Source organism: Enterococcus sp. AZ167, assembly GCF_051714025.1.
GTDB classification, from domain to species: domain Bacteria; phylum Bacillota; class Bacilli; order Lactobacillales; family Enterococcaceae; genus Enterococcus_D; species Enterococcus_D casseliflavus.
Genome location: NZ_JBIORB010000001.1, coordinates 1427858 through 1443417 on the forward strand (window position 1 = coordinate 1427858; position 15560 = coordinate 1443417).

Consider the following 15560-nt stretch of genomic DNA (forward strand, 5'->3'; position numbering starts at 1 on the left):
TATGCATTTTGTCGGGATTTTGTGTTTGATCCTAATCACGACGACCCTCTTCTCGCATCTGGCGAGGCGGATGGGCGTTCCTGCTGTTATCGGGCAGTTGTTAGCAGGGGTTTTATTAGGAGGCGCAGGACTCAATTGGGTCCATCCAGATATTCTGGTTCATGATTTTTCAGAGATTGGTGTTATTTTGCTGATGTTTTTAGCGGGACTGGAAAGTGATATTTCTTTATTGAAACGCTATTTTCGTCCTGGGATGCTCGTTGCCCTTTTGGGGATCGTGTTCCCAATGCTCTTCGGGTATGCCACGGGGGTCGGTTTTCAAAGCAGTCCCACAGAAGCGTTCTTTTTCGGGATCGTATTAGCTGCCACCTCAGTCAGTATTTCTGTCGAAGTATTGAAAGAGTTGAATGTGGTGAATACGAAAGAAGGGTCGACGATTCTTGGTGCTTCCGTCGTGGATGATATTTTGGTCGTGTTGGTTTTGAGTCTTAGCCTTTCCTTTTTAGGCGGCGAAAGCAGCCAAGCAACACCACTGCCGGTCACCTTATTGGTAGAATTGATTTATTTTGTGTTGATTTTTCTATTAGTGAAATGGATCGCTCCGTTCTTATTGGCACTTGCAGAAAAGCTATTTGCAAATTCCGCGGTGATCATCATGTCACTGATCATCTGCTTAGGAATGGCGTATCTTGCTGACCTCGTTGGGTTAAGCTCTGTCATTGGTGCCTTCTTCGCAGGGATCGCTGTCAGTCAAACGAAGGTTCGTGAGGAAGTGGAACACAGTGTCGAAGCATTAGGTTACGCCGTCTTCATTCCGGTGTTCTTTGTCAGCGTTGGCTTAGAAGTTGATTTTTCCCGCTTAAATGAGCAATTATTCTTTATTCTTGCCTTTACCGTGGTCGCGATCTTGACCAAACTGGTCGGCGGCTATGTCGGGGCGAAAATCGCGAAATTCTCGAACAACAGTGCTTGGATGGTGGGAGCTGGAATGATTTCCCGAGGTGAAATGGCATTGATCATTTTGCAGATTGGTCAACAAAACCAATTGATTTCGTCCGCATTGTATTCCCCTTTGGTGATCGTTGTCTTGTTGAGTACCTTGATCTCTCCCCTGATCTTAAAATACTTTACGAAAAAGATTTATTAAGCGATGTAGCAACAGCTAGGCGATACCGATGATTGCGAAAAAAACAGCACGGGTTTTGTAGTGACCGCTCAACGGCCGATTGTTGATCGAACGTTGGGCGGTCGCTTCCTTTCCCGCGCTGTTTTTCTTTATACAGGTATAAAAGCGACAATGCTGCTAGTTACTGGAAACCAATGTTAATTTTCCATGATCGATTTGATACACATCATCCGCGACGGCATCGATAAACGCTTGATCGTGAGATGTGAACAAAACCATGCCTCGATAGCTGCGAATCAATTGTTCCAAGACGGTGATTGTCGGCAGATCAATAAAGTTCGTCGGTTCATCAAGAATCAAAACATTGGCAGGTTGAGTAAAGATGCGTGCGAGCTCGACCCGTGTCGCTTCTCCGCCGCTTAGCACATTGACTGGCTTCATCACGTCAATCTGGCTAAATCCCAGATTGTGTAAAATACTGCGGACCAGTGGTTCCTGATAGTCTGTTTGAGCCATCAATTCCGTCAAAAGCGGTGTGGTGCTGTTTTTTCGATAGCCCATTTGCTCGTAGACCGCAAAGACGATTTTCGGTGATACATAGATTCCCTCTCCGCCTGCGATGATTTCTTTTAGTAAAGTCGACTTTCCCGAACCGTTCGGACCCACGATAGCGATTTTCTTCCCGGCAGCAAACTGGAAACTGCTGCTGTCTAGCAAACGTTTCGCCCCTCTTTGAATGGTTACTTGCTCCCCACGAATCGGTCGTTTATTATGCAGCTCCACTGCAGGGACTACTGGAAAACGAATCACCTGCTGCCGGGCGACGCCCTTCACTTCTTCCAACTGATCCAAGCGGCTTTCCATGGCTTTGACTGTTTTTTGCAATGACTTTTGCACCGTGTCTTTTTGTTTTGATGACGACAAACGGTCTGGTCGGATGTTCTGCTGTCGCTTTTTTTCAGAAATACGACTGCTCTTGATCGCTTGTTCTTTTTTCTTTTGGATTGCTTGGGTCAACTGCTGTTTTTGTTGCTGATACTGCGCAGCCTCCCAGGCAATACGCTGTGCCGCTTGCTCTTTTTGCTGTCGGTAACTGTCATAATTGCCAGCATACTCGGTGACTTTTCCTTGATCGACTTCCCAGATTTTCGTTGCCAGCTGATTCAATAGATACCGATCATGACTGACCACGATCAGGGTGCCATAATAATACTGCAATTCCTCAATCAAGACTTGAATTCCTTGCTGGTCCAAATGGGTCGTTGGCTCATCGAGCAATAGTCCTAACTGATAGGAAGATAACGTTTGTGCCAACCGGTATTTGGTCTCCTCCCCGCCGCTTAGTGTCGCCAATTCATTTGTTGGGATCGAAAAACGACCGAACAGCGCCCAGTCAAGGGCCTCCGTCTTTTCAGTCACCTCAGCGATTTGCGGAAAATAGTGAAACGAATTTTCTTTTTGAATCGTTCCTGAATCAGGATCGATGACTCCCGCAATCAATTTCAGCAAGGTAGACTTGCCTTGCCCGTTTGCTCCCACGATCCCGATACGATCCGTTTGATAGGTGCTCAGTTCTTCAATGTTCAGTACTTCTTTGGACCCATAATTTTTGATTAGATTGTTTATTTTTACACTTAATTGTTCCATCAGTCTGTCCTTCCCGTCTAGGAAAACGCAAGCACAAAAAAAGGGCATAGCCTACCGCTATACCCTGATTTTAATAAGAAATTGGAAAAAAGAGGACACTCATCCCTTGAAATCACGATTGCCTAGACTTTTGAAATAGATTTAAATTAGCTATTCAAAAGGTCAATCCACAATTTCATCGATGCTGTCATGTTTTTTCCTCCTCTTTTTGTCGTAGTTGTCTGTTGAATGACGAGCGGAAAATCAGCCGCTACTGGTTACCGTTTACGGTATTTCAGGAAGCTTCTTTCGTCTATCAACGAATCAATCGTAACACGTTTTCAAAAAAGAGTAAAGTTTCATCACAAGAATGATTGGTCTTATACGCCATCGGTGATTTTTTCTGCTAATTTGACCGAGGCTTTTTCACCATTGAAGACTGCATGATCCAGTTCTCCTTCATCATGAGCAACGATCAACGCCACCGTGACGTCAGGGTCAACATTCAAGATGGTCCGAAACATCCCAGAAAACCAATCGATCCCAGCCAGTAAGGCGATGCTTTCATTAGGCAGTCCTAACATAGGTAAAACCGTAGCCAGTGTGACTAATCCGCCGCCTGGAACGACGATCGTTCCCAAGCATGCCAACGAGGACAACAAGACCACTTGCAAAAGATCCCCCCAGCTCAATTGGATCTGGTACGCCTGAGCAACGGTTACGATTGCCAGGGCTAAAAATAAGGAGAGCCCATTGCTATTTAAGGTCATGCCCAGAGGCATCACGAGCTTATTGATTCGATCACTGATCCCAAATCGTTCTTTGCCATCTTCGATTTGAAACGGCAATGAAACAGCAGAAGAGGTAGTCGTAAAGGAAACCACCGAGAGGCGCCACATGTTCTTTATCAAACGAAACAAGGAAACTTTGCAATAGAGTGACGTCAAGAGAAACCAAAGAAACAAAAAGAGCAAAGATGCTGCTGCTAACGTCAATAAAAAACTGGCTAACATTCCCAACACACGAATACCGGTATCTTCTACTAAGGAAGCAACAAGGCCGAAAATCCCGATCGGCGCCAACTTCATGATCATGCTGACCATTTTTATCAAAATATTATTAAAACTGCTGATCATATCTAGAAACAGCTGATTCTTTTTTTCATGCTTGATCAAGCTCAAGGCAAGGCCAAAGAAGAGCGAAAAAATAATCACTTGGATCATATTCTTCTCCACCATGGCTTGAATAATGTTCAGTGGAACAAAGTTTAAGATGACTTCTTCCATGCTGCTGGTACTTAATGCGGTTTCTGTACTTTGCAGCAGCGACTGATCAAGGCCGGCGCCAGGCTTGAAGATCAAGGCGAACAAGAGACCGAAAATAGCGGCGACGAGGGTCGATCCAGTAAACCAGAGGAAGACTTTCCCGCCGATCCCACCTAATTCTTTTGGATCAAGTCCCCCCACCGCTTCAATCACCGAGCCCATGACCAGCACGACCACAGACATTTGAATCAGTCGCAAGAAGAAGTCCCCGACTAGCTGCATTTGATCACCTAACCCGGGAAAGGAAACGCCCAAAAAAATCCCCAATACCGTTGCAATCATGATTTGGTTGGTCAAACTGATTTTTAAGGATCGTTTTTTCATCTGTTTTGCCTCACTTTTCTACTTGGCTGTTTTCTTAGAGTTTACAGTCAAGAATAAGAATGTACCACCGATCAACAAAATAATTGCGATATAAAAGCCCATTACTTTTGACCCTGTTGCATCCGAGATCGATCCGGTCAATGTTGGTGCGATAACGGAAGACATCATGCCGAAAAAGTTGAAGACCCCTAATGTCGTACCAACCCCAACTTTGGGTGCATTTTCCCCTAGCCAAGAAATGATGATTGGTTCAACCGCTAATTTCCCAAGGAACCCGTACAAGATCAACGCGATCATTAAGAAGGTCGAATTTGTCGCTTGCACCGTTACTAATAACATCAACGCCGCCAACACTTCTAAAATAACGATAAAAGTTACTTTTTTGTGCATGTATTTGTCTGCCAAGCGGCTAAAGAACAATGCCCCAGGAATGGAAGCAAATGCTACCAATGAAGAAGAGAAGCCGATCGCGACTCCTTGGAAACCTCGTTCTGTTCCTAAGAAGTTTGGTAGCCAAGTAACCGTCATATAGTAGGCATAACACGTCGCAAAATATAACACATAAGTAAAGAGCATCCGCAGTGAGAACAAGGTCGAAAGGGAAACTTTTTCTTTCGGCTGATCCGTTGTTTCTTCTTCAGCTGCTGCTTGGCTCTCCAAGAAAGCCACGTCTTCTTTGTTGCTGCGGATCACCAATGCAAAAGCGATCGTCATACAAACGATCAAGAAAGCGGATAAATACATCATTGTTTGCCAAGGCATGTTCATCTGAATAACGATAAAGCTTGATAAGATCATCCCAAACCCTGAACCAACGGCAGAACCACTATTGACGATCGCTGTTGAGAAGCTCTTCTTTTCTTTCGGAATGTTCTGTGAGGTCAAAGAATACGCTGAGCCGTAAAATGACCCACAGCCGATCCCTGCTAAAAAGCTACCGGTATAGATCATGGAGATTGAAGAGGCTTGTGAAATCAGTAAAGCTGCCAGTGCAAATACCACGAATCCTGGAAGCAGAACTGTTTTCTTCCCAATCTTATCCACCAAAAAGCCGGCAGGAATCTGCATGATTACATAGCCGAAAAAGTAAAAGCTGGCAATCGATCCTAATGCTGTATCAGAAATATTGCCGCCAAGTGACTCATTGATTTGCGGATAGACTGGCGATAATGCAGCGCGATAAATCCAGATAGTGACCCAGCCTGAACACATTAAGATAATAATTTGTTTCCAGTAGGCAAGCCCACCACGTTCTTTATTGATTTCCATTTTTTTCCCTCCATCAGTTACACAAGTAAAGTTTGTGAAGCACGCCAACGAAAGCGCTTTAAGATAGTCTTAGTGTACGTTTTTTTGCCGACAATTGCATTTGTCATTTTTCACAAAGCGCTTTCAGTCGTTGTGCATTTGTGCTAAAAATTTACGTCGTTTTTTGGTAGTAATTTAACGCAGCGATGAGCGCTTTGCCAGCAGAAATTGGTGCTTGCTGGTACAATAGTGCCCCTTCTAACGCGGCTAGGACATGTAAAATATTTTCTTTGCGGCTGCTGTAGCCCATATTTCCAATCCGCCAGATTTTTCCTTTTAGATCACCAAATGAACTAGAAATCTCTACACCAAAGGAGTGAAGCATCTCTTCTCGGACAGCTTCGCCATCAACACCTTCTGGAATAAAGATAGGGGTAACTGTCGGCATTTTGGTTGCTTTTTCGCCATAAATCGACAGCCCCATTGCCTCCAGTCCAGCGACCAACGCGCCTTCATTCGTCAAATGACGTTGATAGGCTGCATCAAGGCCTTCGTTTAGCAGCATCCGTAATCCTTCATGAAGCGCATAGATCATACTCGTCGCTTCTGTGTGATGGTTGATTCGCTCTGTGTTCCAGTAGCGTTGCAGTTGACTCAAATCCAGGTAATTGCTCATAATGTGCCGCTTGTTTCGATCCGTTTTACTCAAGCCTAATTCTTTTTGGTAACGAGCATTAAGGACGGCTTCGACTCGCTCGTTGTAGGTCACTAATGAAAGACCAGACGGCACACTTAAACACTTCTGTGTACCGGCAATCGCTAAATCGACACACCAATCATCGACTGACAGGGCCACGCCACCATAAGTCGCCACCATGTCAACGACAAAGAAAATATCTTTTGCGCGACAATACTGCCCGATTTCTGCTAACGGCTGCATTTGCCCATTGGCGGTTTCCCCGTGGACCATCGCCACGATCTTGGGTTGAAATGCGTCGATTTCTTTGATGACCTCTGCGGGTGCAAAAGGAGCCGTCCACTCTTTTTCTACATATTTGACTTGTGCTTGAGCACGTTCACAGATTTCTCCCAGTAAGAAAGCAAAGCGCCCATAGGCTGGGATCAAGACTTTGTCCCCTGGTTCGATCAAAGCGATCAGCGCCGCTTCTAAACCAGCTCGGGAAGTCCCGTCAATGGCAAATGCCTCTTTGTTTTTGGTTCCAAACGGTTGTTTGATCATTTCTTTGACCTCATCCATGATCGCCAAAAAATTCGGATCAAACTGCCCCAAAATGCGATTGGTCATTGCTTGTAGAACAGCTGGATGGGCTTCTACAGGCCCAGGTGTCATGATCGTACGTTGTGCGATCGTTAACTCTTTATACATCTTTTTCCCTCATTTCTCTTTTTGATTTCACTGTCCAACGCCTTGTCAACGTTTCCAAGTTTGTTGTACAATAAAGCTAAAAAAGGACATGTTTTTGTTTATTTTGTTCAATTCCAAAAGGAGTTTCTCTATGAAGTTAGTTGCTGAATTGCTTGCTATACCTCGCTTTTCCAATTTGCGTTTATTGACAGATCCCCTGACTGCGGAAATTCCCGTCGATAGTATCGAAATCACCGAGACCCCCGATATCGCCCACTATATTCCTGAGCATACCTTTATCTTAAGCACGGCGATGGTTTATAAAGATAATCAAGGAGCGCTTCTAGAGCTGATCGATTCTCTCGTAGCCAAAAATGCCGCCGGATTAGGCATCAAGATCGGTCGTTTTTTGGATGTCATCGATCCTGAAGTCATCGCCTATGCCGATAGCTTGGGTTTCCCCATCGTAGAAGTACCTGCCACGATGCCGCTGGGTCGTTTGATGCACCAGCTTTTGAATTTGCTATGGAACACCAAAACCGAGCAGCTGAGTTATGCGTTAGACATTCAAAAACGGTTCTCTGCTTCCTTGATGAAGGATGTCAGCATCGCTCGCTTTATCGCTGATTTTGGCCAAATGGTCAATACACCGATCATTTTGTTGAATCCTTTTAAACAAGTGATTGCCCACTCCAAGCATTTCACCCGCATGTCAAAACCCGCGGAGTACTACATCCATCAATTAGGACAAACGAAAGGGGTTTTTACTGGTGAAAAAAGCGGGGCGATCCCTATCAAAGATCTTCATGAAAAAACGTCACAAATTTCTTATTATGCTATTGAAACCTCCACTTATTTCCCCCATTATTTAGTCATTTTGAATCCTGAGGCGATTCCTTATCCTGTCTCGGATTTTGCGCTGGAACAAGCAGCCTTGGTCTTGTCGTTTATGCTTTACAAGAACCAAAAAGTGCAAGAATCTTTTGAAGATTTAAAAAGTGACTTTTTAACACGGATGATCGAATACCAGCAATCCACCAAGCAAGAACAAAAGGATTGGTTAGATCTCGGAAAGACTTACGGGTTAGTCAAAGCCCGCCATTATCGTGTCATCTATGGTGCCTGCGAACCAACCAAAGAAACCAAAGGCAAAGACAAATACTTAAAAGAAGAAAGTGACTTGGTTTATCAGTGGTTTAGTGAACAACTGCCTTATCGCATCAAAGATGTTTGTCTCTTTCGCTTAAAGGGCAGCAATCACTTTGCGATTTTCGTGCAGCACAAGTGTGATGCCTTAGAAGACCATTTGATCGAGACCGCCAATGCTTTGACCAATCGGTTGCCATTTCGAATGGCCTTTGGGGTAGGGAGTGTCTGTGAAAGTATCAATGATTTAGCCAGCTCCTACATCGAAGCAAAGACTGCGTATGAAGAACGAAGAGGCCAACATGATTCGTCCATCGTCTCTTTCTACCATCAACGGGGAATGCGGAGTCTATTTGAAAAAATGAGTCCTGAAGATATCCATTATTTCTGCCGTACGATTCTTAAAGAATTGGCGTTTCCGCAAGAAGATGCCACCATCGAATTGCGGAAAACCTTACGGGCTTACTTGGATTATCAATGTGAGATCACCCGCACCGCCAAAGCCTTGTTCGTTCATCGCAACACGATCAAATACCGCATCGAACAGTGTCAAAAGCTACTAGGAAAAAACGTGCATGATCCTAGCATCAGCCTGGATCTGCGTTTAGCCCTTGAGCTGTCCGAAGAAGGCGACTAATAGGCGAATCAAGCAGTTGGATCGCTGGTGTTACCCAGCGATCCTTGTGCCTGCTTCACCTAACAATGCTAAGTCCGCTTCTTCCAATGAGCAGATGATTGCTGTCTTTCCTTGTTTGGCAAACGCAATCGCCGCTTCCATTTTCGGCCCCATACTGCCTTCTGCAAAATGCCCCGCATCAAAATATGCTTGCGCTTCACTTACGGATAAGCCCGTTAATTTTTCTTGCTCCGGTGTTCCATAATTGATATAAACGTTGTTGACGTCGGTCAGCATCATAAATACATCGGCATCCACTTGTTCTGCCAGTTTTTTCCCAGTTCGATCTTTATCGATGACTGCTTCGATCCCTTTCAAGCCTTCCGCTTGTTTTACGACTGGAATCCCACCGCCGCCACCAGCGATCACGATGGTATTTTGATTCAATAAATGAACCATTGATTCCACGCCGTGGATCGTCACAGGTTGTGGAGATGGCACGACGCGACGGTACCCACGTCCAGCATCTTCTTCCATCACCCAATGTTTTTCCTCAGCCATCGTTTTTGCTTCTTCTTCTGAATAGAACAAACCGATTGGTTTCGTTGGCTTTTCAAACGCGGGATCATCCGCTGCCACTTCCACTTGGGTCAATAAGGTCACGACATTGCTGGTCAGTTCTTCTTGCTCGATTTTATTTTTGATGCTTTGCTCCATTAAATAACCGATAAAGCCTTGTGACTCTGCATTGCAGACATCTAGTGGAAAAGGCGGCACGACTTCTTTGGCTTCTTCATTTTGTCGTAAAATATTGCCGACTTGCGGACCATTGCCGTGCGTCACGACGATTTGATGGTCAAGCTTCTCGATTTTAGCGATCTGTTCCGCACTTAACTGGATATTTGCAAGCTGTGTCTCAACGGTCGCTGGTTGATTCGGTTTTAAAATTGCATTGCCCCCTAGAGCGATGACCACTCGTTTTGCCATATGAATTCCTCATTTCTATTGTTTTGAAATTGATCGATACTGCGAGCAAACCCTGCCAAAAAGTCAGCCCCCGAGGTATGACCGATCGCTAGTATCTCTTTGATTACTTGGGAAAAAGAGCCTGAATCGGTACACCTGGTCAAGGATAACGCCGATTGATTGAATGCGCCTGTCAGTGCATGAAGAAGATAGTGTTTACTGACGTCAGTCGTCAAATCATTGACTGTCAACAGCCTTCTTTGTAGATAAGCCACCAAGCGGGTATCTTCTTGCCCCATCACTCGGCGAGCCAGTAAATGACCAACTAGCATATCATCTCCTGTGGGGGTCAATCCGACACCCCGTCCGACTAAATAAGCGACTGCTTGCCGTTGTTCCTTAAATGAAGGCGTGCATAGCTGATCGATTGCGTCATAAAACGGATGATTGCTGCGGATGGTTGCTGAAACAGCTTCTTGAATCCCCGTCTTTTCCGTGACGTTTTGAAGGATTGACCAAAACAGTTCTCGATCAAATGGGACTGTGCCAGCCGGAACGGTCGTTGTAAATTTGGCTGCCTTTTGAAAAGACAGACGATGATGCGGAAAATGGACCACCCGTTGCTGAACCAAAAGAGTGGTACCAGCAACTAAGCCTGTCGCCAACGCTGCATAATCGTCGGCAGCTAAAATCATCCCTTTGGGCACGCGAGCCGCTTGTTTGGAGACACAGATCAGCTGATCCTGACGAGGATCTTGTAGATTGAAACTATGCTGAAACACACTGTGAACGATCCAGTTGCCATTGATAAATGCGGGTTCAAATAAAGCTTGGTCGATCCATTTTGCCTGTATCATCGCTCGATTGCTCCTTTTTCACGTTTTCAGTCCCTGATTTATTCTTCAAATCCTAATTTTTTTGCATAAGCCAAGACAGCTTTTTCAAAGCAATCCATTGGTGGTGTCACTGTCCCGGCACCAATTTGTCCTCGTCCAGCTTGTTTGTTGGCGATCCCTGTATTGATCATCGGTAAGATCCCTGTTTCCACGACTTTACGAGCATCGATCCCTAAACAGATCCCTTTGAAGTCCCATGTAGGAACGGGAAAATTCGGATTGGTATCAATGGAGATCTCTAACATCTCATTGCTGGTTTTCAACGCATCGTGAAATCCACCAGAACCAACGAAGCGTGTCACAGCCGGGGCAGCAATCATTGCCATTCCCCCAACACCAAAGGTTTCCGTAATGGCACTGTCGCCCATATCTGGAGAGGCATCTTCTTCACTGAATCCTGAGAAATACAGCCCTTTTGGTGTATTGACAGGACCAGTAAACCACTCATCTCCCATGCCAGAAATACGGATACCGAATTCATGCCCGTTGCGACACATTGCGGTCACAACCGTGCCTTCTTCAATCGTCCGGGCGCCATCAAGCACCGCTTTTGAAGAAGCCATCATGATATTCAAGAAAAACTGATCCGTGTCTGCTAAAAACTGAATGACTTCTGGTTTTTCTTTTTCAAATCCTTCCAGAGTAACGATCGCTGGTGCTACTTCTTTTAAGAACGCCAACGAAGCAGCGATATTCCGTTGATGGAACTCATCCCCCATGGCGATTGCTTTTGCGACTAAAACATTGATGTTCAAGCCATCGGGTTTTGTTTGTAGTGCAGCACTTAAAACTGGTGCTAACGTATTTTTCATCCAATGCAAGCGATCAATGACTTCTTGAGAATAGGCGCCAAAACGTAAAACTGCCCCGATCCCTTCGTTCATCGTACAATATGCTCGGTTGCCATCGGTTTTGTTTTCCACCACGAGCACTGGCATATTGGCAGAGGTGATGCCCCCCATTGGGCCAACCGCTTGCACGTGGTGACAAGGAATCAGTTGAACTTCCCCAGATGCTAATAAATGACGTACCTCTTCTTCCGTTTCGCCCCAGCCTTCAAAAAGCCCCGCACCAACACAAGCACCTTGAATCGGATCAATCATCTGATCGTAGCGGATCGGTGGTCCTGCATGCAATAGGACTTTTCCTTCACCTAACTCTGGAATGACACTGACTGCTGGAACGACATCCAGCAAAAAAGGCGAACCGGCAACGATTTTGGCAATAACGGCTTGGTTTGCTTCTTCAATAGTTTCGTACACGATAACTTCCTCCTACTCTGATAGTGACACTTGTGCTAAGAAACGTAAGGCTTTTTGTAACGTTACGTTTCCACCAGCAATTGGCTGCCAGTCATATTGAACGACTTGACCGTGATGCGCCTGGATCGCTTCCGCAAAGCTACGCAATCCTACATTGATGAACGCGTCATTCGCTAACAATTCGCGGCTCTTTTCAGATGGCTCTGGCAACGCATCCGCAGTTGTCACTGCTTTTGGCAACAGCTTACGACTAATTGGTGAAAAAGGGTGACCGAGCATTGCTAAAGCTTGTTTGACTGCTTGGGCATTGCTTTGACACAAAATCACGCCAGCTGCGGTTAAAATCTCTGCTTGCTCGTTGCTGTCTTGGGGATCTAAATCAGTTCCGACGATCGTAGCGATCACCGCTAACTCCCGGCCAGCTGCTTGTGCTGCTTCCTTCAACGATTTGATGGTCGGTGCCAATTCACTCGCCATATCTTGATGAGAGCCGTACCCTAAAACGATATCTAACAAAATCACTGCCGTTTCAGGATCTTCTCCCGCTTGTTTCAACAGTTCGATCCGCTTTGTTGGGTCGATCATCGGATGGGGCTTGCCTTGCGTATAGATGTCATCACCTAAATCGATGATCTCATGGCCAGCTGCTTTTAAGATGTACCCTTCCTGATGGGCATCTTCTTGTTCTAGATTTAATCCTGCTTTGACTAGCATCGCTGCTTCGTACGCCAATGTTCCGCCAGAATAGTAAGCTTTGATTTTTTGCTGTTCAGGTCCAAAAGCGGCAGCTGCCGTTTCCTCTTTTACTGGCTCTAATCCAATCTGTTCTTGACGTAGCAGCTGCACGGCTAATTGTGCCGCTTCTTCCAGCGTGTAGGCTCGGTAAAGATTTTCTTCGTGATCCGTTGGTTCTTCCCCAAGAAAAATCGTGACTGCAGGTTTTGTTCCTCTTCTTAATAATGCCAATACTTCATCTCGGACACGTGGTGCAGGTGGTTTGGAGATCACCACGATCACCTCCGTATCAGGATCATGTTCCAAGGCAAGAATGCTGTCTTTCATGGTGATCCCACCGACTTCTTCTTTGAGATCTCGTCCACCGGTTCCGATGGCTTGTGTCACACCGGCACCCAATTTATGAATGATGGTGGTGACTTCTTGGATGCCCGTACCCGAAGCGCCGACAACACCGATTTTCCCTTTACGGACGGCATTCGTGAAGGCTACTGGTATCCCATTGAGAATCCCTGTGCCACAATCTGGTCCCATTAAAAGAAGTCCTTGTTCATGAGCCATTTTCTTTAGTCGAACTTCCTCTTCCAATGAAACATTATCACTGAAACAAAAAACATGTTTGCCTGCTGCTAATGCGGTTTCAATTTCTGGTGCTGCCATAGTACCAGGAATCGATAAGACAGCGACCTTCGCATCTTTTCCAAGATCTAAGGCTTTTTCCCAAGTTTTGACGCTTTGGGTTTCTTCTCCTGCGCTATTGCTTTGGTCCGATAAGAAGGCATCGATTTCTGACAGGACTGTTTCGATGATTTCTTCCTCTTCAATGTCTAAAACGAGCACCATATCGTTGGATGTCGCATTGTTCATCTCCTCGGTATAAAGACCACCTGTCTTGAAGATATCCTTATTGGCAGGTGTACCCATCATGACCGAAGCGTTGTTGATCCCTTCGATCGTCAGTAAACGATTGGTCAAAAGCATTAAAACAATGGAATCTTGGTAATTGTTTTTTTGAATAATAGTGTGTAACATGGGTCTCCTCACTTTCCTGTTCCTGTCTGTGCAAAGGCATCTGACCCAGAATACTGGTCAAAATGAACCGTGTCGCTAATGAGATAGCGATAAATGTTCTTTTCGATAGGAATGCCTTCTGCCATATATTTTTCATAGGTTAGTTGATTGATCTCGCCTGGATAATAGACTTGCTGGAACTGTTCAGCAGCCGGTATGGCGTGTAGCTCTTCGATCATCGTTTCGACTGACTCTTTAAATGTCTCTAAATCTGTAAAGCGTTGCGGATCGATCAGCAAAATAAACTGCCCTAAGTCGCGACCTTTCGTCAGATCGTTGTACATAGAGGAAACATGCTTGCCAAAAGGCAGCCCAAGGAGCATTCCAGACAAGATATCCACCACCATCATCAACCCAAAGCCTTTTGGTCCTGAGATTGGCAATAACCCATGAACATGATGCGGATTTGTCGTTGGCTTGCCATGGGCATCAACGGCCCATGTTGCTGGAATCTCTTTATCTTTGGAACGAGCATCTAAAATTTTGCCCCACGCTTGGACCGTCGTTGCCATATCAAAAACCACCGGCGCACCATGCTTTCGCGGTGCCGCAAAGGCAATCGGATTGGTACCAAAATAATTTTCTTTGCCGCCAAAAGGAACCACCATTGAATCCGATTGGCACATAGATAATGCAATCAAGTCAGCTTCTGCAGCTTTTTTGACATAATAGGATAGCGCACCACTATGACTCGTTTTCCGTACACCAACCGCCGCGATCCCAGAACGTTTGGCCATCTCAATGGCATACTTTGTCGCTTCTAATACGACGACCTGCCCTGCGCCATTTTGACCGTGAACGATCCCGCTGCTCGGCCCAGTCTCTTCAAACGTGATCTGTGGAGTGCGATTCATCCCACCTTTAGCGATCCGCTCTGCGTAATAGTCTACCCGCACAGCCCCGTGAGAGTGGATCCCGCTGGCATCGGCAAAGACCAAATGCTCTGCAACGATGGCTGCGTGCTCTTCAGACAAACCAGCAGCCGCTAATTTGTTTTGGATCAATTGCTGTAACTCTTGTGACTGTACAATAACCGTTTCTTCCATCTTCTAAACTCCTTTAAATTTCCGGATCGCGGTTGCAATCTTTGGAATAAATATAGGTCAATGGTTCGTCACGACCAACACCATAGGCCGCTTGCTGTACATAGGCACTCATGAAAATGTAGTCGCCTTTTTCCACTGGGAACCACTCATTGTCTAAGTTGTACATCCCTTTGCCTGACAATAAGTACGCCCCATGTTCTTGGTAGTGGGTCTCAATGTAGCCATGACTTGCCCCTGGTTCAAAGGAAAGGATATGGATATTCATGTCAAAGCCCAACTCTTTCGGTAAGAAATCCCAAAGTAGGACGTCTGGCATCCCTTCGTATTGGATCGGTGTCAACTCTGAAAGATTCCCCACTACTTTGTAAGCTTGGTGATTTTCAAGCGGTTGGTAACGTTTCTTATACAAGAACACTTCTGTCGCTTCTTCTTGGAGATTTTTCATATACAGTTTTTCTCCAGCAGGCAGATAGATATAGCCTCCGTCCGTCAATGTATGGGTTTCTTTGCCATCACTTACTTCCAGTTTGCCCGAGATGACATACAAGAAACTCTCGATCTCTGGACCGCCGAAGCCCAATTGGTTGGCGCCATCTTTTTTGAATGAAATGATGTAATCGACAAAAGACGCCCCTAATTTTGGTGTGCCGAGTATCGAACATTCACAGTTTTCGAAGCCTGGAATGACATTATTCACTAGCCCGTCATGCGGCAAGATCGCAAAATTATTTTTTCTAATGACTGCTCGTGATTGCAGCAATCCATCTAAATAGCCCGTATTATTATTTTTATATCCCATGTGTGTTC

At 45.4% G+C, this 15560-nt stretch carries 12 protein-coding genes; 2 read left to right on the plus strand and 10 right to left on the minus strand.

The window, feature by feature from the left end:
- Position 1: 1 nt before the first annotated feature.
- Entirely contained in the window at positions 2-1147 is a 1146-nt protein-coding gene (locus tag IGJ05_RS06680) for a cation:proton antiporter (protein ID WP_060791741.1), read from the plus strand.
- A gap of 156 nt (positions 1148-1303) precedes the next feature.
- Here IGJ05_RS06680 and abc-f read toward each other — a convergent pair whose 3' ends face one another.
- The 4 genes from abc-f to IGJ05_RS06700 form a co-directional block, all read right to left on the minus strand.
- Positions 1304-2773 (minus strand): ribosomal protection-like ABC-F family protein, encoded by a 1470-nt coding sequence (gene abc-f, locus IGJ05_RS06685; RefSeq protein WP_121262035.1) that lies wholly within the window; start codon positions 2771-2773, stop codon positions 1304-1306.
- Positions 2774-3132: 359 nt separating this feature from the next.
- Positions 3133-4401: a dicarboxylate/amino acid:cation symporter gene (locus IGJ05_RS06690; RefSeq protein WP_262119046.1), complete on the minus strand. Its 1269-nt coding sequence runs from the start codon at positions 4399-4401 to the stop codon at positions 3133-3135.
- An 18-nt stretch (positions 4402-4419) separates the two neighbouring features.
- Positions 4420-5670 (minus strand): MFS transporter, encoded by a 1251-nt coding sequence (locus IGJ05_RS06695; RefSeq protein WP_005225368.1) that lies wholly within the window; start codon positions 5668-5670, stop codon positions 4420-4422.
- 151 nt (positions 5671-5821) lie between these two features.
- Positions 5822-7036 (minus strand): pyridoxal-phosphate-dependent aminotransferase family protein, encoded by a 1215-nt coding sequence (locus IGJ05_RS06700; protein ID WP_081116824.1) that lies wholly within the window; start codon positions 7034-7036, stop codon positions 5822-5824.
- A 130-nt stretch (positions 7037-7166) separates the two neighbouring features.
- Here IGJ05_RS06700 and IGJ05_RS06705 point away from each other — a divergent pair, with 130 nt between their 5' ends.
- The gene (locus tag IGJ05_RS06705) at positions 7167-8798 is read left to right on the plus strand and encodes a PucR family transcriptional regulator (protein ID WP_060791737.1); all 1632 of its coding nucleotides are present in this window, start codon (positions 7167-7169) and stop codon (positions 8796-8798) included.
- Between the two features lie 30 nt (positions 8799-8828).
- On the opposite strand, the gene arcC is transcribed toward IGJ05_RS06705, so the two are convergent.
- Genes arcC through allE form a run of 6 tightly spaced genes read right to left on the minus strand, consistent with a single transcriptional unit; the run spans position 8829 to position 15552 of the window.
- Positions 8829-9764 carry a carbamate kinase gene (arcC, locus tag IGJ05_RS06710; protein ID WP_061053108.1) on the minus strand — a complete coding sequence of 312 codons (936 nt, stop codon included), beginning with the start codon at positions 9762-9764 and terminating at the stop codon, positions 8829-8831.
- Entirely contained in the window at positions 9737-10600 is an 864-nt protein-coding gene (locus IGJ05_RS06715; RefSeq protein ID WP_081116825.1) for a DUF2877 domain-containing protein, read from the minus strand. Before IGJ05_RS06715 ends, arcC begins: the two co-directional genes overlap by 28 nt.
- Positions 10601-10638: 38 nt before the next feature.
- On the minus strand, positions 10639-11901 hold the full coding sequence (locus tag IGJ05_RS06720; protein WP_081116826.1) for a DUF1116 domain-containing protein: 1263 nt from the start codon (positions 11899-11901) through the stop codon (positions 10639-10641).
- Between the two features lie 12 nt (positions 11902-11913).
- Complete coding sequence (gene fdrA, locus IGJ05_RS06725) at positions 11914-13668, minus strand: acyl-CoA synthetase FdrA (protein ID WP_074932374.1); 1755 nt, start codon at positions 13666-13668, stop codon at positions 11914-11916.
- An 8-nt stretch (positions 13669-13676) separates the two neighbouring features.
- Positions 13677-14753, minus strand: a complete 1077-nt coding sequence (allD, locus tag IGJ05_RS06730) for an ureidoglycolate dehydrogenase (protein ID WP_081116827.1) — start codon at positions 14751-14753, stop codon at positions 13677-13679.
- Positions 14754-14766: 13 nt separating this feature from the next.
- Entirely contained in the window at positions 14767-15552 is a 786-nt protein-coding gene (gene allE, locus IGJ05_RS06735; protein ID WP_081116828.1) for a (S)-ureidoglycine aminohydrolase, read from the minus strand.
- Positions 15553-15560: the final 8 nt, after the last annotated feature.